16 protein-coding genes and 1 tRNA gene are annotated in these 22,025 nt (G+C 47.3%); 10 read left to right on the plus strand and 7 right to left on the minus strand.

Annotated elements, in window-relative coordinates:
* Positions 1-115 precede the first annotated feature (115 nt).
* The 5 genes from KE626_RS12055 to KE626_RS12075 all read left to right on the plus strand — a co-directional run bounded on the left by KE626_RS12055 (position 116) and on the right by KE626_RS12075 (position 6,558).
* Complete coding sequence (locus KE626_RS12055; protein WP_211973156.1) at positions 116-2,320, plus strand: hypothetical protein; 2,205 nt, start codon at positions 116-118, stop codon at positions 2,318-2,320.
* 83 nt (positions 2,321-2,403) lie between these two features.
* Positions 2,404-3,354, plus strand: coding sequence for an aldo/keto reductase (locus tag KE626_RS12060; protein ID WP_211973157.1), 951 nt, complete (start codon positions 2,404-2,406; stop codon positions 3,352-3,354).
* 11 nt (positions 3,355-3,365) lie between these two features.
* A complete protein-coding gene (locus tag KE626_RS12065; RefSeq protein WP_211973158.1) occupies positions 3,366-4,538 on the plus strand; it encodes a mandelate racemase/muconate lactonizing enzyme family protein in 1,173 nt (390 codons plus the stop codon).
* 16 nt (positions 4,539-4,554) lie between these two features.
* Positions 4,555-6,114 carry an SLC5 family protein gene (locus tag KE626_RS12070; protein WP_211973159.1) on the plus strand — a complete coding sequence of 520 codons (1,560 nt, stop codon included), beginning with the start codon at positions 4,555-4,557 and terminating at the stop codon, positions 6,112-6,114.
* Positions 6,115-6,120: 6 nt separating this feature from the next.
* Positions 6,121-6,558, plus strand: coding sequence for an L-rhamnose mutarotase (locus KE626_RS12075; RefSeq protein ID WP_211973160.1), 438 nt, complete (start codon positions 6,121-6,123; stop codon positions 6,556-6,558).
* On the opposite strand, the gene KE626_RS12080 is transcribed toward KE626_RS12075, so the two are convergent.
* Complete coding sequence (locus tag KE626_RS12080) at positions 6,559-7,563, minus strand: AraC family transcriptional regulator (protein WP_211973161.1); 1,005 nt, start codon at positions 7,561-7,563, stop codon at positions 6,559-6,561.
* An 89-nt stretch (positions 7,564-7,652) separates the two neighbouring features.
* Between KE626_RS12080 and KE626_RS12085 the strand changes: the two genes are divergently transcribed.
* The 3 genes from KE626_RS12085 (at position 7,653) to KE626_RS12095 (ending at position 11,460) form a co-directional block, all read left to right on the plus strand.
* Positions 7,653-9,959 carry a hypothetical protein gene (locus KE626_RS12085; protein WP_211973162.1) on the plus strand — a complete coding sequence of 769 codons (2,307 nt, stop codon included), beginning with the start codon at positions 7,653-7,655 and terminating at the stop codon, positions 9,957-9,959.
* A gap of 122 nt (positions 9,960-10,081) precedes the next feature.
* Positions 10,082-11,386 (plus strand): hypothetical protein, encoded by a 1,305-nt coding sequence (locus tag KE626_RS12090; RefSeq protein ID WP_211973163.1) that lies wholly within the window; start codon positions 10,082-10,084, stop codon positions 11,384-11,386.
* A tRNA-Thr gene (locus tag KE626_RS12095) sits at positions 11,385-11,460 on the plus strand. Before KE626_RS12090 ends, KE626_RS12095 begins: the two co-directional genes overlap by 2 nt.
* Before the next feature lie 4 nt (positions 11,461-11,464).
* Here KE626_RS12095 and KE626_RS12100 read toward each other — a convergent pair.
* Positions 11,465-12,211 (minus strand): SDR family oxidoreductase, encoded by a 747-nt coding sequence (locus tag KE626_RS12100; protein ID WP_211973164.1) that lies wholly within the window; start codon positions 12,209-12,211, stop codon positions 11,465-11,467.
* 78 nt (positions 12,212-12,289) lie between these two features.
* Here KE626_RS12100 and KE626_RS12105 point away from each other — a divergent pair, with 78 nt between their 5' ends.
* Positions 12,290-12,691, plus strand: coding sequence for a winged helix-turn-helix transcriptional regulator (locus KE626_RS12105; RefSeq protein WP_211973165.1), 402 nt, complete (start codon positions 12,290-12,292; stop codon positions 12,689-12,691).
* Between the two features lie 138 nt (positions 12,692-12,829).
* Positions 12,830-14,071, plus strand: a complete 1,242-nt coding sequence (locus KE626_RS12110) for an alpha/beta hydrolase family protein (protein WP_211973166.1) — start codon at positions 12,830-12,832, stop codon at positions 14,069-14,071.
* Positions 14,072-14,145: 74 nt separating this feature from the next.
* Here KE626_RS12110 and KE626_RS12115 read toward each other — a convergent pair whose 3' ends face one another.
* The 5 genes from KE626_RS12115 to KE626_RS12135 all read right to left on the minus strand — a co-directional run bounded on the left by KE626_RS12115 (position 14,146) and on the right by KE626_RS12135 (position 21,930).
* Positions 14,146-15,579, minus strand: a complete 1,434-nt coding sequence (locus KE626_RS12115) for a TolC family protein (protein ID WP_211973167.1) — start codon at positions 15,577-15,579, stop codon at positions 14,146-14,148.
* Positions 15,572-18,739, minus strand: coding sequence for an efflux RND transporter permease subunit (locus KE626_RS12120; protein ID WP_211973168.1), 3,168 nt, complete (start codon positions 18,737-18,739; stop codon positions 15,572-15,574). The genes KE626_RS12115 and KE626_RS12120 overlap by 8 nt, the downstream gene beginning before the upstream one ends.
* 25 nt (positions 18,740-18,764) lie before the next feature.
* Positions 18,765-19,847 carry an efflux RND transporter periplasmic adaptor subunit gene (locus KE626_RS12125; protein ID WP_211973169.1) on the minus strand — a complete coding sequence of 361 codons (1,083 nt, stop codon included), beginning with the start codon at positions 19,845-19,847 and terminating at the stop codon, positions 18,765-18,767.
* A 173-nt stretch (positions 19,848-20,020) separates the two neighbouring features.
* The gene (locus KE626_RS12130) at positions 20,021-20,455 is read right to left on the minus strand and encodes a hypothetical protein (protein ID WP_211973170.1); all 435 of its coding nucleotides are present in this window, start codon (positions 20,453-20,455) and stop codon (positions 20,021-20,023) included.
* A gap of 290 nt (positions 20,456-20,745) precedes the next feature.
* Entirely contained in the window at positions 20,746-21,930 is a 1,185-nt protein-coding gene (locus KE626_RS12135) for a vWA domain-containing protein (protein WP_211973171.1), read from the minus strand.
* Positions 21,931-22,025: the final 95 nt, after the last annotated feature.

The raw sequence follows: 22,025 nt of genomic DNA on the forward strand, positions 1-22,025 counted from the left end.
TCGACGACGGCAAAATTAGCAGATGTTTATGTGCCCACGCCTGTATTAACTTTGTTCGCGAAACATACCAACGCATTTGTTTCCGCAGAGGGTATAGGTAATCAACAGCAGCACAATGAAAAACAGCAACGGTCGTCGCCGGTGTATAACCGCCGGTATTATTATCTCTTCACTATTGGCTTTCAGTAAACCGGCGGATGCGCAGCAAATTGCGCTCTCCACCAGGTACTCCTCTGTAGCTATCAATAAAAGTGGATTTATAACCAGTATCCGGAATAAACAAACCAACACGGAGTATCATCCGAAAGGCCTAAGCTCACCATTGCTGGCGCTGGAAAAGGGCGGAAAAAATATTTTCCCGACAGGCGCCGGCTGGAAGGGCAACCAGCTGAAATTATCGTATCCCAATGGTACAGTGGCTACCTTAAAAGTGGATCAGAAAAATGACTACCTCCGCTTCGAACTGTTGTCGCTGATACCGCGCAATGGTATTGATAACGTGGTATGGGGTCCCTATAAAACCAATATTTCCAAAACTATCGGCGAAATATTGTCGGTGGTAAGAGACAATCATTTTGCCGTTGGCATACTGGCGCTGAATGATAACACGACCAGCGGTCCGCCCTGCAACGGCGATATGTACCAGGGATGTTACATCATACACTCGCCTGATCCGGTGAAATACCCGCTGCCGGCTGATCTTAAGGAAGGCCAACGGTTTCGTATCGGTGGAGATGGCATAAATGACGTTGCTTTTTATTCGCATCCGGAAGAATACTACCGGTATATGAATGGCAATGGCGCCAGCCTGGAGCCGGACTATGGTTCTTCCATCGTATTGCATTCGCGCGACCGGAAAAAACCTTACACTATTTTTTATCCGCATTTTAATGATTTCCCGGGTATTAAATCGCCCCGCCATATGGAGCTTACACCCGTGGATGCAGATTATATCGGTTCTTCCATCGCTTTTTATGCCTGCCCCGATTCACTGGGACTCCGCACCATTGAACAGATTGTAAAAAATGAGGGCTTGCCTTACATTACAAGGAATGGGAAATGGATAAAAGATCCGTCCAATTATCAAACAGATATAGCCTGGTCGGGACCGCACGACAGCCTGGTGTCCTATGCCGGACAATTGGGCCTGAAAGCAGTTCAGGACGAAGGTTTAGGAGAATATTATACAAACCCCAAAGATCGCTGGGGCGACAAGAAAGTGACGCTACATCACCAAAAGCGCCCAATCAGCGATTTAACTGCATTAACCAATAAAGAGGGTATTGCTTATGGCTTACATACCCTGACAGAATTTGTACAGTCGTTTTCCAGCGATGTGCAGCCGGTGCCCAACGACGGACTGTGTACGGTATTGAAAACCCGTATCTCAAAGGAAATAGGCGCAACTGATACCCTGATACAGGTAGCGGATACCAGCTATTTGAATGAGTTTGGCTGCTGGGACGACAACAAACTGAATGTGCTGAAAATAGGGAAGGAGCTGATCAGGTATAAGGGCGTTACCACCACAAAACCATATACGCTTACCGGTGTGGAACGCGGCGCCCTCAAAACCAATGCTGCAGCCCATCGTGCAGGGGAGCAACTGGCAAAACTCCAGGCCAACTGTTACGGAGGATTCATCCCGGACATCACGCTGCAGGATGACTATGCCGCTTACTATGCCAACCTGTTGCATGACGGCGGGATGAACTTTATCGATTTTGATGGCTTCGAAAGCTTCACCTACCAGGGGCATGGGCAATACTCGTTTAAACGCTTTTTAAGGGGCATGTTTGACCGCCTTCAAAAGCTGGGGGTACCCTACCTGAGGGTGATGGGTTCCTGCGTTTTTGAAGGCAACTGGCATTATATGAGCGTATGTAATGTTGGCGGTGGAAACAATATGTTTGATCCGGTGAATAATAAATGGGGCATTGAGGGAAAAGATATCCGCTATTCTTTCAACGGAAGTTATTTCCCCTGCACTTTTGGGATACAAAACCTGCAGCACGACTGGAACGTCCAGGTGATAGAGAATCTGCAGAGCAAGGCTATTGCCTGGGACGCTACTTATATGCTGGGCCTGAGCCAGGGTGCGGTAGAAAAACGGACCGACAAACAGGCGATATTCAAAGCTTTCCGGACCTGGGAGGATGCCAAAAATGCCGGTGCATTCGGAGATGCCCTGAAAAAGGAGATGCAGGAAGAAAAGAACCGGTATCACCTGGAGCAACTGGATAGTAATACCTGGAAGCTCTATGTGGTGGCATCTGACGGCGGGCTGACCAATCCAAGAACATTAAAGCAAAGCAAATAAGTTGACTACATTTTAAAATTCCACATAAGGCCGGGCTATTCTTAGCGCCGGCATTTTTTTTCCTGCCGGTAAATATAACATCGATGCTGATCAAAATTGATGTTTTGTACTTTCGGGAGGTTGTTTATTTTTGTTCGGTAGCACTACACATTATGGTCAACGAGCGATTGGTACTTGGTACTGCGGGATTAGGCGGTGTTTGGGGAAAGGTTGATCCGCATCAATCTGTATTGACAATTTTATCCGGATTGGAATCAGGGATAGCTGCCATCGATACGGCGCCTGCCTATGGTGATGCAGAAAGCTACCTGGGACAGGCGTTACAACAATGGCGGGGAAAAATGCCCGTTATCAGTTCCAAAGTAGGACGGCTGAAATCGTATGCTGCCGACGAGGCTTTGTATGATTATACAGACGAAGCCATGGCAGAGAGCCTGGAAAATAGTCTCCGTACCATTGGTATTTCTTCCCTTGATATCCTGTTTCTGCATGACCCGCAGGCTATCCCGGAATCAGCGACGGAGCGGATCATTACCACCATCACCAGGTTTAAAGAACAGGGCCTGGCAAAACGTATAGGCGTGGGCGGTAACTGGCCCGGTTGGATGAAACACTTTTTGGACAATGGCGTATTTGATGTAGTGATGGAATTTAATCGTCTTAATGCATCCAATATAACGGCATTGAAGGATTCGTTGCCATATTGCTTGTTACACAACATACAGTATTACGCCGCAAGTCCATTAAACATGGGGTTGCTGGGAAAAAGTATAGCATCGTTCAAACAGCAGCAGCCCGACTGGTTGCCTATAGAAGCCCTGGAAATGGCGGTATGCCTGGAAAAGATAGCAGCAAGGCATCAGCTCAGCTTACCGGCTATGGCGCACAGGTTCCTGCTGTCGTTGCCCTACGAGTTTAACATTGTATTAGGGGCGTCTGATCAGGCGGAACTGAGCACCAGTATCCAACATTTTAATCAAGGTAAACTACCGGAAAATATCCTCGCAGAAATATTGAAATGCAGTAACGGGTAAAAGCAACTAAGATGCGCAATATCGACAACGAAATCTTTAATATCCAGAGCATACAGATCAGGGAACTGGCGCCGGTGAAAGTGGTCACTCCCTTCCAGGACGCCACTATGGGACCGTTTCCGGCTTATGGCATGTCTATGATCACCATTGAGGATGAAAACGGCCATATTGGAGAGGCGCCCGTATACAGTAGTTATACCAATATCCTGGAAGCCTGCCTGGTGCCTCACTTGCTGTACTCGCATGATATTTCCTATAGTGAGCTGTATGCAAAAATGTATTGGTCTATCCGCAACGAAGGCTTCAGAGGCCCGGCCTCGGCGCTGTTAGGGCAGGTGGATATGGCTTTGCACGATCTGGCTGCACGCCGGCTGGGCGTTCCGCTGCATAAGTATATGGGCGCTGCCCGGAACGATGTAAGGATGTATGGGAGCGGAGGCGGCACCAATTATAGCTATGAAGAACTGGAAAAAGAGGTCGCTTTTTTTGTGGCAGCAGGAGTAGGTTGTTACAAGATGAAGGTGGGGAAAGATTTTGGGACGAATATGGCCGAAGATGTAAAGCGTGTAAAATTTGTGCGCAGCCTGCTGGGGAAAAATATCAGGCTGGCGGCAGATGCCAACCAGATATGGAGTTGTGAGCAGGCCCTCCGGTTTATTGATCAAACCGCCGGAGAAAACCTGGCCTGGTTTGAAGAACCTATTCACTCCGCATCATTTGATCAGATTGAAGCGTTGTGTAAACGAACACCTGTAAAAATTGCTTTTGGAGAATCAGAACGCACTGCGAAAGTATTTCCTACGTTGGTAAACATTGGGGTGGGACATCTGCAGCCGGTGCCCGGCCACCTGGCCGGTGTAAAAGAATGGATGGCCGTGAAGGAACTTGCGGAAAAAAACAAAATCGATTTTTCATCCGGCGGCTATTCTTTGTTTACTGCTTCGCTGATGACGACTGCATCCGAACAATGCGAGGTGGAGTACCTTCATTCAATTATGTCGGGTCTGGAAATATATTTTGCAGTGAAACCGGAATGGCGCAACGGCAGATTTTTTCTGCCCGATAACCCTGGTCTGCCTGTGAAGGTCAACTGGAGTGACGTAGAAGATACCGTTAAAATAGTAAAAATGCGGGTATGGAATAAAAAGAACGTACGGGAATATCAGGCTATTGTATCTTTATGATACTTAAGCTTTGTCCGTGAAGATAACATTAGCTGGAATTGATTACCTGGTTCTTTTTGTATACGTCGTAGCTTTATTTGTTTTTGGATTTTATCTTAAATCCCGCCGGGCGCCGTCGGGAGGAGATATTTTTTTAGGCGGTCGTTCTCTGAAATGGTGGCAGATCGGTTTTTCCATGTTCAGTGCCAACGTAGGCCCGATGATGTTGATCGGTTTGTCCAGCCTGGGTTTTTCACAAGGCGTGGTGGGAGGCAATTTCGAGTGGCTGGCCTGGATATTTTTGATGTTGTTGGCCACGTTCTTTATTCCGCGTTATATTTCAGCGGGCATCAGCACCATTCCACAATTTTTGCTTTTACGTTATGGCCGCAGATCTTATAATTTCCTGGTTGTTTACAGCCTGCTCTCCATATTGTTTGTATGGCTGGGAAGTGCGCTGTATGCAGGAGGGCTCGTTATCTCGGAAATTTTCCGGTGTTCGCTGGTGGAGGCGGTAGTGCTGATCACCCTTATCTCTACCAGTTATACTGCTATCGGTGGTTTAAAGGCCGTGGTGAGAACGGGTGTTTTCCAGTCAGTAATTATTATTATTTCTTCCTTAATACTAACGGTGCTGGCTATTGGAAAAATCCGGCATATGGAAGGGATTACCCAGGTAGTTTCTCCTGACTATTGGAAACTGTTCCACCCGGGATCGGATCCGGAATACTCCTGGCTGGCCATAGTGGCGGGTTATCCGGTGGTAGCCGTTTACTACTGGTGTGCGGATCAAACGATTGTACAAAAAGTGCTGGCGGCAAAAAATGTAAAGGAGGGGCAACGCGGTATTCTTTTCCTGGCGACGCTCAAGGTGATCACGCCGCTTATTTTTGTGTTGCCGGGTATCATCTGTTTTTTATTATACAGAGATAGTACCACACCGGATAAAGCCTACATTACGCTTGTTAGCAACCTGATGCCGGAAGGGCTTAGAGGACTTTGTATAGCGGCGTTAGTGGCTTCCCTGATAGATACGGTGTCTTCAGGCCTGAACTCTTTCAGCACTGTTTTTACACTGGATGTGGTGACACAGTTTGTATCGCTGAAACCAAATGCCAAAATAAGGGTAGGGAGATGGATGACTGCTGTGGGGGCTGTTCTCGGAGGAGGTATCGCCGTATTATTTTCTTATTCAGATAAGAGTCTCTTTGAATTAACACAGGGATTGGTGTCCATACTGGCGCCGCCATTATCGGTCGTGTTTTTAGCCGGCATCTTCTGGAAGCGTACCCACCGGGTAGCAGCAGAAACCGTGTTGTTTGGCGGCGGATTTGTTTGCCTGGTGATGGGCATTTGTTATGTGCTGAATTATCCATACAAAGGGTTCTGGCCGCATTTTCTGCTGCTCTCCGTATATATTTTTATCGGCCTGGCGGCTGTAATGGCTTTGATTACCGTGTTTTTTAAAGTGCCTGGAAATGACCAGGTATCTTTTACTTTCCCGGAAAAAGCAGGATGGGCCATGGATAAATGGTTATGGACAGGCTGGGCCGCGCTGGCTTTGGTAATGATAACGATCTATATAGTATTAAATTAACGATTCATGCATCAGATATCCCTTGCTGCTTTCTGCAGAACGCTGACATTGGCTGCCGTTGTTATACTTTCTGCCTGCACTGCCCCGGAAAAAGAAGCGGTGTTGCAGGAACATGTATTTGTAGTAAACATTGTACAGGATGCACAGAAGCTGAAAGAGTACCTCGATTACCATCAGCATATATGGCCGGAAGTAGCGGCTGGTTTTAAAAAAGCAGGCTACCGGAAAATAACGCTTTACCGGTACGATTACCTGCTGATAATGACCATTGCCGTGCCTGTGGGCGCGGATCTGGGCCAGATGGGAAAAACAGCGGAGTCGTATGATAAACGTTGTGCGGAGTGGAACCACCTGATGGATGGCTATCAAACCGGCGTACCCGGCGCCGCACCCGGCGAAAAATGGGTAGAGGCAAAACCGTTTTTCCGTTTTAGTAAGGAGTGATTACAGCTGCTCAGGCTTGAGGTCCGCCTGGTTTTTGTCTTCATACTGCCGGAGAAAATCCCTTGGCGACAGCCCTTTCACTTCCTTGAAATGCTTGTTGAAATTCGATATGTTATTATACCCGCTGTTGTAGCAGGCTTCCGCTACATTATGATGTCCCTCCAGTAAAAGCTTGGCGGAATGCCCTATACGCACTTCTTTCACAAAATCGATTAAGGTGCGGTTGGTACTGCGTTTGAAGAAACGGCAGAATGCCGCCGACGACATCGGAATGAGGTCTGCCACATCCTGCAATGCGATGTCGTCTTTAAAATTCAGAAAGATATAATCGAATACTTTGTTGAGTTTTTTGGCTTCACCAGAACTTTCCACGGCGTTGTAATAAGGTGATGATAATACACGCGACGACTCTGACTGGGCCAGCACATCCAGCAAGCGGAGCATCAGCGCCACCCTGCTTAAGCCCGACACATACAGCATCTGGTGCATGATCATTTTTGCATCACGAAGTGTGCTGCCTGTAAACAGTACCCCTTTTGCTGCTTTTGCAAAAAGCTGGTTCAATTGCCTGGCCTCCGGCTTGTCGAGTAATTCCTTTCCAAGGAAATCAGGAAAGAAGTGGATCACCACTGCCTGTGTAGGGATCAGCGGATCTGTTGCCTTGTAATACTGCCAGCAATGCGGCAGATAGCTGCCCAGCAATACCAGCTCCGGTCCATCGAAATCCTCAATGTGATCGCCGATAAACCTTTTACCACTGCAGTTCTCCAGCAATGCGATCTCGAAATTAACATGCGATTTTAACGCTGTATATTTTTTTATTTCAAGAATCTCTGACCTTACAGTAAATGATTGGTCTGGTGGAAATGTAAAGTTCTCGTATATGTATTGCATGGAATTGTAGGCCTGGTTCTGTGTTACAGTCGATTCAAAGATACAAATTACGCCAGTATTATCAGCTGCAAAAATAGTATCCGTAATAGTCAAATTAAGGGTTGACTTCATATCAGGGGAATCAGATCTTTATACCCCGTAGGAACGGAGCTGGGAATATTTTCTTTTCAGCCAGTCATAACGGTATTAAAAAAGCAATTATGTATAAGATGAAGTATTTCCTGTTGTTCCTGGCAATTATTGCCACATCGAAAAAATCATTTTCCCAGCTCTCCAACCCGGAAATGAACAGGATACTGAAACAGGTTAGCGGATCAGTAGCTTTTTTACAACGACATTATGATGGCGTCAGCCTGGTGACAGAAAATGTTTTCCATTCCGGTGAGTTGCCTGGTAACTGGCAACTGGCGCTAAAAGCAACACCCGTAAAGGAATGTAGTGATGCGGTAGATATGGAAGCTTCTTTCCGGTTAACGGCGGGAGAGGCAAGTGCTTCCACGGTGGCGGTAAAATTTGACTTCAGTAACTGGAGCGCGGCCAACTATGTGCTAGTACCCGCCTCGCTTTATAACGGAAACCGGTATCGCTCCATAGGGTATGGTTATAGCCCGCAGTATCCACATGATATGTATTATAACCCACTCGTACCGTTAACGATTTCAAATAACCCGCGTTTATCCATAGCACCTGATAAAGCTTCGCTGGTAGAATTGCAAACCGGTAATATGGCTACGCCGGCCGTTTGCTTTTTTTCTCCTTCGGAACAAACGGGCTTTATCCTGTTAACGGAACAGCAAACGAAATGGGGAAACAATGGGGTTACCATCACGGAAAACGCACAAAAAGACCATTTTACTTTTGATATATCAGCGCCTGCAATCCGCAAGCTGGCTACGGGTTTCGGCGACTTTCATCCAAGTGGCGATAAAGCGCCCGACTGGAAAGCCGGCGACGAAGTATCGATGCGGTTCCGGGTATATGTATTTAAGGCAACAGATATTCCCTCCCTGCTGACAAAATTTATGAAAGTACGGAAAGATCTTTCCGGCGCGCCTGCTCTCCGCAACCTGTTGCCAATGAGCAAGCTGCTGGAACTGGGAACAGATATCTGCAGCAGCAATTTTGCACAACAGCCCACCGGCAGTTACTACAAGCCGGAAAACAGTAACGATTTCCAGCTGGGATGGGTAAGTGGAATGATTAACACCTATCCCATGTTATCGCTGAACAACGAGAAGGAACGCAGGAGAGTGGCGGAGGAGCTTAATTTTGTGGTACACAAATTACAAGGTAAGAGTGGTTATTTTTTCGGAGCCATTACCTCAACAGGAGAAATTAAGGGAGAGAAGATGTCGCCCGATTTCCCGGAAATACAGGCCATGGTAAGAAAGAACGGCGATGTATTATTTTGGCTGGTGAAACACCTGATGTTGTTCAGGGAAAGCGGTCATGCTGCAATGATTAATAAAGACTGGGAAGCGGCAGCGCAAAAACTGGCTGCGGCTTTTGTAAAAACCTGGGAGAAGAATGGCCAGTTTGGCCAGTATATAGCGCCGCAAACCGGCGAGATCGCCGTCTTCAACTCTACTGCCGGTAATATTGCCCCGGCGGGCCTGGCATTGGCGGCCAGCTATTTTAAAAAGGCCGACTGGCTGAAAACTGCCGCCGCCGCCGCGGATTATTATTACCGCCGCGATGTGGCAGGGCAGGGGCTTACAGGTGGTAACTGCGGGGATATTTCGCAGGATGCGGATTCCGAATCAGCGTTTGGATTCCTCGAGTCACTGATGGCATTGTACAATTATACCGGGGATAAAAAGTGGCTGTCCATGGCAGAAGTAGAGGCGTCTCTTTGCGCCACCTGGACACTATCCTATGCGCCGGTGTTCCCTCCATCCAGCACCATCGGGAAATTGCAATCCAATATGACCGGCGCCGTTTGGGCTAGCATACAAAATAAACATGCTGCACCGGGCATCTGCACTTCCTCCGGTGATTATCTTTTTAAACTCTTCAGGGCTACGGGGAAGCCGATGTATGCTGATCTGATCAGGGATATACAACATGCGCATACGGAGGCGGTGAATATGCCAGGACATATTACCACCAATTTCCTGGTGGGTTCATCGATGGAACGTATTCAGCCAAGCGATGCTGAAGGAAAGGAAAGCGTTGGCAATTTTATTTATACCCGTAACTCCTGGACAGAAACAAACGGTGTACTGATGGCATTGGAGCTACCAGGTATTTACGTGCTGAGTGATCAGTCAACATGTTATGTTTTTGATCATGTGGAGGCAAAAATTATTAAGAAAGATACAAAGGGCCTGGTGCTGGAGTTACATAATCCAACCGCATATGATGCCAATGTAAGTGTTATGGCAGAAACCAGCGCAGACGCAAAACGCCCCTTAGGATATACTGCTTTTCTTCATTGGCCAAAGGTGCCGGTGAAGGCGGGCGAAACGATCAGCGTGCGTGTGACGGGGAAAGGAGTGGCGTGGTAAGGCAATGGTGGCGGGGCGAAAACCCGGCAAACTTTTCGTGTGGCAGCCTATGTGAAAATACCTTATTTTAGCTGAAACAGCCATTTGCCTTGACACTGGAAGCACTATACGAAACAATTCATTTGAGAAAGAGGCCGGAAGATGTGGCCGCACTGATAAAGGATGTGCCGGGCAACCAGCTCAGCGCATCTGAAACAGCGATCCTGCAGAAAGCGGTGGCCGCAGCATTGCGCAATACTGTATGGCAGTATACCGCTATGCTTGAAAAGTTTGCCGGTGTAACAGGAGCAGAGAAGCAGGTGAACAAAGCCATTGAACTTTTTAAACTGCAGAAGGAAACCGGCAGTACCGCTTATGATGACCCGGCAGTGGTACAGGAATTTATTCATGCTGTTAGCCCGCTGATACACAAAAATCCCGGGTTTAATAATTACAAAACAGATCGTCTTAACAGGGAGGAGAGGGCGGCTGCGGGAATTGATATTTCCAGGCGTCAATACAATAAATTGTTCCGCTGTCTTCGCTTGCTTGAAAAGAAACTGAACATCCTGATCCGGGAGCATCAGAAAAGTTTTTTCCAGCGCACCGGCAAGCATGCATTTGCAGAAGATATTTCTTTGGAAGATTTTAAAACAGATATTCACAGCGCCTGTTTCATCGCTTATTATACTGCCCGCTGTAATATGCGCAGCGAATTTACCGTGAACGGGCAAACAAGGCCTTATGATGAAATTGCAGATATGCTTTTTAAGCGTTGTAAAGAGCATGCCCAGTCCGCCAACTGGTGGGCCATTGCGCAGGTATATCCCCAGGTGGAAGTACTGGAAAAGCTAACCGGCGACCAGCAGGGCAGGTTACTCGGCAAGTGGACTTCCCTGCTTCAGCAGGTAGCGGTCTTTTTAGAAACGCTGTGGACGCAACATGATTTTAATCGTGCTACCATGGTAGTGAAAATTGGAAACGACTCCACTACCTGGAATAATACCGCCGGTGCATGGAATAAAGCGAGAGACAGCTGGTTAAACCTGCTCTATGCCCTCGGAATGGAGTTTGTGCTGGAGGAGATGTGCTTCGGTAAAGCGATGCGTCTCATAGCAGCCGATGTGGCTGCCTGGCACTATTTGCAGGGAACTAAGGCTGATCCGAATTTGTTGGTATGGAATCGGCTGCCGCTTCCCTGGGATGTATTTTCCGGTAAGGCTGCCTGCAATCGTGCTACTGTGCAGGCAGCCTGTAAAGCAGCCGGGCTGGATGCGGAGAAATCCGGTTGGATTGCACCACGACCGCATGGTGTGGTGCCATTTAAACCCACGCCGGAACTGGTGCATGGAGTTGCGATATCAAATCCTTATCTTGCAAAAATATTAAAACAACATAAGTACTTTTCCGGGAAAAACATTCAACCGTTATTCCCCGGACAAAATTAACGGAGTAGTTCAGTGGAAGAACTTCCGGCACGTTATCCGGATAGACGCAGGTTCGAGCCCTGCCTCCGTTTCCAGCAACTAATTGGCGAGCGACATGCCGCCATCCATCACTATTTCGGCGCCTGTAATAAAACCGGACGCTTCTCCGCAAAAGTAGGCGACCATTTTTCCCACGTCCTGCGCCCTTCCCATTTTGGCCAGCGGTACTTTATCCGTCACGTGATTTTTAATGGATTGAATGCCCGTTTCGTCAAGCCCCATTTTGTTGAATATCTCCGTTTCTGTAGGACCCGGGCTCACCGCGTTCACCCTGATTCCGCGAGGCGCCAGCTCAAGCGCGGCTATTTTCATGATAGCGTTAAGTCCTGCTTTGCTGGAGGAATAAATGGAGGCATTCGCGGTGTTCATACTGGCCGTATTGGAAGACAGGAAAACGACGGATGCGCCATCTTTTAATAACGGGATAAACCTGCTCAGGGTAAAGTAGGCGCCCTTAAAGTTCACCGCCATTACATTATCAAAGAGGGCTTCTGTAGCCATTTCAATCGAGGTGGAGCCAACGATGCCGGCATTTATGAAGAGGATATCAATTTTACCAAACTGCTCTTTTATGTCTGCCGCCAGTTGTTCAATCGCCGCTACGCTCGATTGATCGGCCGTGAAAGGAAAAGCCCCCAGCGCCGCCGCTGCTGCGTCTACTGCTTCTTTTCTGCGCCCGGTAATAATCACAGTGGCGCCCTGTGCTATTAATTCCTTCGCTGTAGCATAACCGATGCCACTATTGCCACCGGTGATCAATGCGATCTTGTTCTCTAAATTTTTCATGTGTTTATTTTAATTGACGATACAAATGTATAACGGGATTGGTATAACTTTGTAACCAGTATAACGCAGTATACCAATATGAAAGAGCAACTAAGGGCAAAGAAGGTAAAAGAAGTTTTATCTAATCCCCGCAACCAGAAAGAAGAAGTACAGGCATTGCAGGATACCATTTATGTGATAGGCGGTAAATGGAAGCTGCCCATTATTAACTCATTGTGTAATGGTAATAAGCGATTCCGCGATATTCAACGCAGCATTCCTGGTATCACCACCCGCATGCTTTCCCGTGAGTTAAAAGAAATGGAAGCCAACCAATTGCTGAAACGTACGGTTGATCCCGATTCTCCGGTTATGGTAGAATATACGGTAACCTCTTATTGCAAATCATTCGGCGATATTATCCTGGAGATGATAAAATGGGGAAAACAACATCGTAAGAAAATAAGAGAAGTATCAAAAGCAGCAAATAATAACGGCTGATTAGCGCTATCCCTGTTCGCAATATACTTCATCGCGATATACAACAACTCGTTGTTGAAATTAAACGACTCATCATTTATTTGTTTGTGCGCTGGCCTGATCGAAAGACTTTTGTACATGTGAAAAACTACATACCACATGGACAAGAAAAACGTTAACCTGCGCCCAAAAAAATCATGGTATCCCCTTGGGCTTTTTAAAGATGCCGTGCTCGAAAGTGTGTTCCTGTTCTACCTGGGAAGCACCTGGCAGCAGCTGGCTGATATCGGCGAATGTTTTGATACCGCTTCGCGCATTGATGAAGAAAATGAATACAGCTGGTCTGATGAATGGACTAAAACGGCCGACAGGCTATGCGCACTGGGCGATGCCTGTTTGAAGGAAGATCATCACCTTACCGCCGGCGCCTCCTATTTACGTTCATCTACTTATTACCGGGCCGCCCTTCACCGCTATCCTGATCCCACTAACGAACAGGTAAAGCGGCTTACATTGAAAGTGATCAAAAATTATCACACCGCATTAACGCTGTTGGCGGTACCATTTGAAGTAGTATCCATTCCCTATATGGGTACCAGTTTGCCTGGATATTTTTTTCGGGCCAACAAGAAAAAACACCGGAAAGCGCCTGTTATCATTTTTCATTCCGGAAGGGATGCATGGGCGGAAGACAATTTATGGATTGCCGAATATGCCGTGAAAAGAGGCTATCACTGTTTATTATTTGACGGGCCCGGGCAGGGAAAGGTGATCCGTTTGCAGGGAATTCCCTTCCGGCCGGATTGGGAAAATGTAATCAGCCCCGTCGTGGATTTCCTGGAACAGGACAGGGAGGTAGATATCAAAAGAAGTGTACTCATGGGCTTTAGTATGGGCGGCTTCCTGGCGCCCAGGGCGTTGACCACCGAAAAGCGGATCAAATTATGTGTGGCCAACCCGGGCGTATTAAACTGGGGCGAGAGTGTATTTACTTCCCTGAATTTCCTGATCCCCCAATTGATGCCTGTTTTTTTTGCCGGCGACTACGACTTGTTTGATGAGAAAATGAAAGCGTACATGGAAGAAAATGCTTTTATAAAATGGGGAATTATAGATGAGATGTGGAAACATGGTACCGGTAAACCATCCGAACTGTTGCTCAAACTACAGCAATACAGTAATGTAGATATTGTCAGCAATATCAGTTGCCGTACGTTGGTGGTAGATGGTACCGGGGAAGAGTTTTCCAGGGGACAGGCGCAGAAATTGTATGATGCACTCGTTTGTCCGAAAGACTTTATACTGTTTACGGAAGAAGACACCGGTTATTTGCATTGCCAGCCCGGAGCGCTGTCTATCAGCTATACGAGGATCTTTAACTGGATAGATAAGTATATATAGCAGCAGCCAAAACTATCTGGAATAAAAAATGCCGGCACGTTCATCAGTGCCGGCATTTTTATTTTCAGATAATTTTATTTCCAACCGCCTCCAAGATCTTTATAGATATTAATCACTGCATTCAACTGTTGCTTCTTTGTTTCTATCAGGTCGAGTTTGGATTCTAACGCATCCCGTTGGGTCATCAGTACTTCCAGGTAATCTGCCCTGGCCGATTTGAACAGGTCGTTGGAAATGTCGATGGATCGGGTGAGCGCATCTACCTGTTTTGACTTCAGGTCGTAGCTTTTTTCCAGGTTGTTGATACTGGAAAGTTGATTGGCTACTTCGAAGTAGGCATTTAGAATAGTGCGCTCATAGTTATACATGGCCTGTAGTTGTCGTGCGCTGGCGTTGTTAAACTCTGCCTTGATCGCATTCCTGTTAATGAGCGGCCCTGCCAGGTCTCCGGCCAGCGAGTAAAGCAACGACTCCGGAAGTTTGAACAGGTAGGATGGTTTAAATGCCTGCAATCCGAGTCCTGCCGTAATACCGAGGGAAGGATAAAATTCGGCCCTGGCAATTTTTACATCCAGCTTCGCTGCTGCTAATTCCAGTTCCGCTTTTTTGATGTCGGGACGATTGGCCAGCAGTTGTGCCGGGATACCGGTGTTTACGGTAGGAGGCAGCGAATTTAGGAAGCTGCTCTGATCGCGTGCAATCTCCTGCGGATACCTGCCCAACAGGAAGTTGATCCTGTTCTCTGTTTCTTTTATGTCCTGGAGAATGTCGAATTCCAGGCTTTGCGATTTTAATACTTCGGCCTGAAATTTCTGTACCGCCAGTTCCGTTACACGGGTGGCTTCTTTCTGCACTTTTACAATCTCCAATGCATTTTTTTGCAGGTCGATGTTTTGTTTTACAATGGCGAGCTGGTTGTCGAGCGCCAGTAGTTCGTAATAGGAATTGGCAATTTCTGCGATGAGGTTAGTCAGCACAAAATTTCTGCCTTCCACGGTCGACAGGTACCTGGTTACCGCAGCTTTTTTAGCATTATGCAGTTTTTTCCAGATATCTACTTCCCAGTTGGCATACACGCCAATATTCAAATCTCCCAATGGGTCGGGAAATTCTTTGCCGGGTGTAATTTCTGTGGAGGCATCGCCCGCGCCCTGGCTGGTATACCTGCCCACTTTTTCAATGCCCGCGCCGGCCTTTACGCCAACGGAAGGCAGCAGTGCCGCGTGGCGGGAACGGATATCGTTCCTGGCAATTTCTACTTCCTGTAAGGTGATCAGCAGCTCCTGGTTGTTTTTCAGTGCGGTGTCGATCAGGCTTACCAGGTTTTTATCGGTAAATAAGTTCCGCCATTGTATGGAGGACATATTGGCCGTATCCTGGTTATTATCATAGGATACGGGAACCGCTCTGTTCTCCGTTACCGGCATGATGGCCGGCACGCGGCAACTGGCCACTGCCAGGCAAAGACCCAGCAGGCCAATACCGCTTTGTATCCTGAATTTATACATTGTGATCTATTTCTTCTGTTAACGGATTTTCTTCTTCTTCTTTTACAAGCGCATGCCGCTCTGCTATCCTGCCAAATATGTAATACAGTCCGGGTATGACAAGCACCCCGAAAATGGTTCCGAAAAGCATGCCTCCTGCGGCGGCTGTACCGATGGTTCTATTACCCAAAGCACCCGGGCCTGAGGCTATCACTAACGGAATCAATCCTGCAATAAAGGCGAAGGAGGTCATCAGGATAGGACGGAATCTCACCTTCGAACCTTCCATGGCTGCTTTCAGCACCGATTCCCCGGCACGATGCCGCTGTACGGCAAATTCCACGATCAGTACCGCATTTTTACCGAGCAAACCAATCAGCATCACCATCGCTACCTGTGCATAGATGTTGTTTTCCAATCCCAATAATTTCAGGAGGAAGAATGCACCGAATATACCGGGCGGCAGTGAAAGGATAACTGCCAGTGGCAGGATAAAGCTTTCATACTGCGCGGCGAGGATCAGGTATACGAAACCAAGACAGATCAGGAAGATGTAAATAGCCTGGTTGCCCTGTGCTACTTCATCTTTGGAAATACCTGCCCAATCGATGCCGAACCCTCTGGGTAACGATTTCTTAGCCACCTCATTGATGACGTTAATGGCTTCACCGCTGCTGTATCCGGGGGCGGCGGCACCACTGATTTCTGAGGCGTTGTACATATTATGCCGCGTAATTTCCGACAGGCCATATACTTTTTCCATTTTCATGAAAGCGGAGAAAGGCACCATCTCATCGCGGTCATTCTTTACATATAACTTCAGGATATCGTCGGGTAAAGCCCTGTATTGCGGGGAGGCCTGTACGATTACTTTATACTGACGGTCAAATTTGATAAAGCTGATTTCGTAGTTACTACCCACCAGTGTGGACAAGGTGTTCATGGCATTATCGATGCTCACGCCTTTCTGCTGGGCAATGTCATTGTCTACCCGCAACATATACTGTGGGAAGCTGGCGCTATAGAAGCTGAATACTGATGATAGCTCTTTGCGTTTGCTTAGTTCTTTTACAAAATCGCGGCTCACCGTTTCCATTTTCTTGTAATCGCCGGACCCTGCTTTGTCGAGCAGGCGTAGTTCGAAACCGCCGGCAGCACCGTATCCCGGTACAGCGGGTGGCTGGAAGAATTCGATGGTAGCGCCGGTAATGTCTTTGGATTTTTCTTCCAGTTCGGCAATGATTTGCTGCACCGAATGTTTCCTTTCTTCCCAGCTTTTCAGGTTGATCAAACAGGTACCGGAGTTGGAGCCTGTTCCTTCCGTCAGGATTTCATATCCTGCGAGGGAGGACACAGATTGTACGCCTTCAATGCCTTCGGCCACTTTCTGCAGTTTTTCCGCTACCTGGTTGGTTCTTTCCAGGGATGACCCTGGTGGTGTTTGGATGATGGCATAGAACATCCCCTGATCTTCGTTGGGAATAAATCCGGACGGCACGCTGCTGTTCAGGAACCATACACCGGCACAGAAAGCGATGAGCACCAGGAAGGTAACCGCCCTTCTGTCAACGATCTTGCCCAGCAGTTGCTGGTATTTTCCGGAAGTGCGGTTGAAGGTATTATTGAAGCCGTCGAGGAATTTGTCGACCGGGTTTTTCTTTTTCGGTTTTCCATGATTATTTTTCAATATCATGGCGCACAGGGCTGGCGTCAGTGTCAGCGCCACCACACCGGAAAGGATAATAGCGGTAGCCATGGTGATGGAAAACTGGCGGTAGAATATACCTACGGGGCCCGACATGAATGCCACCGGGATAAATACCGCTGCCATCAAAAATGTGATGGCAATAATAGCGCCGGCGATTTCATGCATGGCTTTATGCGTGGCCTTTAGCGCCGAAAGGTTTTCTTCTTCCATTTTGGCGTGTACCGCTTCAATTACCACGATGGCATCATCCACTACCACACCTATCGCCAATACCAGGGCAAACAGGGTGATGAGGTTGAGGGTGATACCCAGGAACTGCATGAATACAAATGTTCCGATAAGGGAAACCGGTACTGCCATGGCGGGGATGATCGTGGAGCGCCAGTCGCCGAGGAAGAGGAATACCACTAATCCTACCAGCACAAAGGCTTCTATCAGGGTATGGATTACTTTTTCAATAGAGGCATCCAGGAATTTGGATACGTCATAGCTGATTTCATAATCCATTCCTTTTGGGAAAGAGCTGGCCTTGATTTCTTTCATCCTGGCTTTTACATCTTTGATTACCTGGCTGGCATTACTTCCGTACGATTGTTTCAATACAATTGCTGCAGAAGGCTTGCCATTCAGGTTGGAGTAGATGTCGTACATGGAGCTTCCGAATTCTACGTCTGCCACGTCTTTCAGGCGGAGTATCTCCCCATTGGGACTGGAGCGGAGGATCACATTTTCGTATCCTTCCTTATTGGTAAACCGTCCCGGGTATTTGAGTACGTATTCGAATGTCTGCGATCTTTTACCGGAGCTTTCACCGGTTTTACCGGGGGAGGCTTCGAGACTTTGTTCACCGAGCGATTTCATTACCTCGTCCGCAGAAATTTTATAAGCCAGCATGCGATCGGGCTTGAGCCAGATCCTCATAGCATATTCGCGGTTACCGAGGATGTCGGCAAAACCAACGCCATCCACCCTTTTCAGCTCAGGCAGGATATTGATATCCGCGAAGTTGAAGAGGAATTTCTGATCTGTTTGCGGATCGTCGCTGTAAAGGTTGATGTACATCAGCATGTTGGATTCCTCACGGGTAATCTTCACACCTTCACGTACTACGAGTGGGGGCAGTTTGTTTACCACCGATGCCACACGGTTTTGCACATTCAGTGATGCCTGGTTAGGATCGGTGCCGAGGTTGAATACCACCTGTATGGAGGCCTCTCCGTCGTTACCTGCATCGGAGGCAATGTATTTCAGCCCCGGAACACCGTTGATGGCTCTTTCCAGGGGAATGATCACTGATTTAATCATTAATTCACCGTTCGCTCCCGGGTATTCTGCCGTTACATTCACCTTGGGGGGTGAAATGGAGGGGAACTGCGTTACCGGTAGCTGGGTAATGGCCAATATCCCGAGGAAAACGATAATAAGCGATATTACGATGGACAGGACCGGTCGCTGTATAAACTTTTTAAGCATTGAACTACTATTAGGAATTGAACGACTATTCCGCTTTTAATCGCAGGTTGGAAATAACTTCTTCGGGTTTCCGGTAGTCATAGCTGATTTTATCATCATCTTTTGCCTTCTGAACACCTTCGAGCAGTATCTTATCATTTTCTGAAATGCCGCTTTTAATCACGTACAGATCCGGCATCTGGCCAATGATGGCGATATTCCTGGATCTTACCACGTTGTTTTTGTCGACTACGAATACATACATCTTATCCTGGATTTCGTAGGTCGCTTTTTGCGGAATGACCAACGCATTCCTGAGTGGAATGGTCATCATCACCTTCCCGGTTTCCCCGTTCTTCAACAGTTTGTCGGGATTGGGGAATCGTGCCCTGAAAGCAATATTTCCTGTTTCATTGTTAAATTCACTTTCAATAGTTTCCACGTCGCCCTTGTAGGGAAGCGGCGTATTGTTGGCTAACAGCAGACTCACCTTGTTGTTACCGCGGCCTTTAGTGTTGGTGGCGTAGTCGAGGTATTCCGGTTCTGATACGTTAAAATAAGCGAACATCTGGCTGTTGTCTGAAAGACTGGTCAGCAGCCCGCCTTCATCGATTACGCTTCCGAGTTTAAACGGGATACGGTCAATGGTGCCATCAAATGGCGCCCTGATTTCGGTGAAGGAGAGGTGGAGTTTGGCGAGGGCCACTTCGGCTTTCGCCTGGTCCAGCTTGGCCTGGGCCATGGCCTGCTCATTTTTTGAAACCACATTTTTATCTACCAGTGTTTTGGTATTCTGCAGTTCTATTTCAGCAGCTTTGGTTTCTGCTTCTGCTTTCTGGAGTTCGGCTTCGTACACTTTGGGCATGATGCGGAACAGCAGCTGGCCGGCTTTTACAAACTGGCCTTCATCTACATAGATGTTTTGCAGGTATCCTCTTTCCTGTACCCGGATTTCAATGTTCCTCACAGATTTAATCTGTGATACATATTCCTTGGTAAAGGCCGTATCAATCTGTAATGGATTGGTAACGGTGTACTTTCCCGCTTCTTCCTTTTCCTCTTTCTTGGATGTACAGCTGGTTAGGTACAACAGGGCGAACATGCCCGTAAACATGACTATTCTATTCATGATATTAAATGGATATTGAGCGATGGCATGGTTGTAAGGCAGAAGATGCCTTAATAAAAATGATATCAGTACACGGCGAAACGGCGGCTACAATGCAGTGGAAGTAATATTCATACAATATACCTCCCTTAGGTAAGCATGATGGCACCTTTGGTAACTGATGCGGAGGCCGATCAGAGCCTTAAAACCCTTTGTGTGATGTATATATCAGACAAATACCCCTTGTAGGATGGCGGGGCGTTACGCGATTTGTACAGATAGCCGGACAGCAATGGGCAGGAGAGCGCCTCATAATACCTGGCCAGTATTTTATATTTTCTTACAAGAAAATTACTCGGATCCTCTTCTTCAATGTCGTCACTCACCATGTACTCTTCTTCCTTATCGATGGTGTTGTCAATAGCCGTGTATTCCAGGCGCTGGCTGGCAGTTGTAAGCCGGTTACCCGTTATTTCTTTTGTTTCCGGCAGGTGATGGGTGGCACTGAAGACATATTCATTTTCGACAGGGGTATGGTGGACAGACTGGTCCTGAGTAGCCGTAAAGGCATATTCGTTCCCTCTTATCAACAGGAAGCACAAATATGTAAAAAATATGGCTACTCTCATTTGGGGACCAAAAGTAATAAAAGTTTGACTGGAAAAAAACCGCAGGGGCTCGCCGGCGCAAGAATTGTTGTTTTTTTAACGCTTGTTGATAATTTTCTACATATGTATATATGTTTAATATTTATGGAAAGTGTAGGTTTTACACATAAAAGCGACCCCAGCAGCATGCTGAGCGCCAGATCCGGTACGTTATCATTTTTTCGCATATCATAGCACAGGGAACCCGCATGCAGTGCGGGTTCCCTGTTTGGGCTTAATATCCGGGGTTATTAAATTTTATTAAAACGTGACTATTTCTCCACTGTATATCCTTTCCCGGTAGCCATGCGAATAATGGATTGGTTGATGGCTGCGCCCAGGTCGTCGGTTTTAGCCGAGGTTTTAGAAATTTCGTCAATATATTTCTGGCGTTGTACGCCCAGGGCTGCTATTTCTTTCTGCACAGTTTCCCGTTCTTTCAATTTTGCGGCTACCAACGCTTCCAGTTCCGCAGGGCTTTTGTCCTTCAGTTCTTTAGGCAATTCGCTTTTGCTGATTTGTTTTAATGCCCCTTTGTCCTGCTTTACCCGGTCGACCAGGTCCCAGCTGTCATTTTTGTAAACAGCTTTTGATTTACTAACAGAACGTTCTACATAGTTGGCGGAGGAGATGGATTTTGCGTTTCGGTCCTGCATCGCCTGGTTTTGCTTTTTTGAATAACCGGCCGCGCCATAAGCGATATAGGTTTGATTGATCCGTTCGTTACAGTCCTCAATCTTTTTGTCGTAAGGGGTTTCAAAAAAAGCTACTTTCCTGTTGGCATCAATATTAAAGTACTGTCCCCGGCCTTTGTCGGCTCCATCTTTCCAGTGGGTTTCTATCCCTTCCCCTTTATCTCCGCAATAGATGGTATTAATGAAAATATTTTTACCGGTCGCCGCGCTGGCGGCTTCCCTGTAGTTGGTGTCTCCCTGGTCGAACGGTTCGTTCCCGGCAATATAAATAAGCCGCATATCTGCCTCGTCTTTTCCCCAATCCAGCTTTTTCACCGCAGTGGCGATCACCGCACCACAAAATTCTGACCCGCCATTTGTCCGGAGGGAGAAGAGTTTTTCGGAGATCAGATCCAGGTCGGTGGTAAGCGGGGTTACCTGGCGGATATAATCGTCGTTGCGGGAAAGACCATCATTACCATATTCATATAATGCAATTTCGATGACAGGGGCTTTTCCTTTGTACTTCAGGGTGGTAAGGGTATTGATGATATTCCACAGCCTTGATTTTGCCTGGTCTATCAATCCATCCATGCTATTGGAGGTGTCGAGCAATAAGGCTACCTGTATGCGGGTATTGTCGGCGGCGGAAGGAGAGGACACAATAACAGCAGGAGGAGTAGCATGAACGGCTTGTTTTTCCGGGAGATATTGACCGGTATGATATTTCCATACCAGGAAACCGGATGCCAGGAGTGCAGTGGCCAATAGTGTCATTTTCATGATGCTTGATTTAAGATTACACTGTGAAAATAACCGGTCTGTTTTGCCCGGGCGGGACCACTTGGTGAAACGATATTTTGAATGGGTGAAATACC

This window comes from Chitinophaga hostae (assembly GCF_018224885.1).
Classification (GTDB): Bacteria; Bacteroidota; Bacteroidia; order Chitinophagales; family Chitinophagaceae; genus Chitinophaga; species Chitinophaga hostae.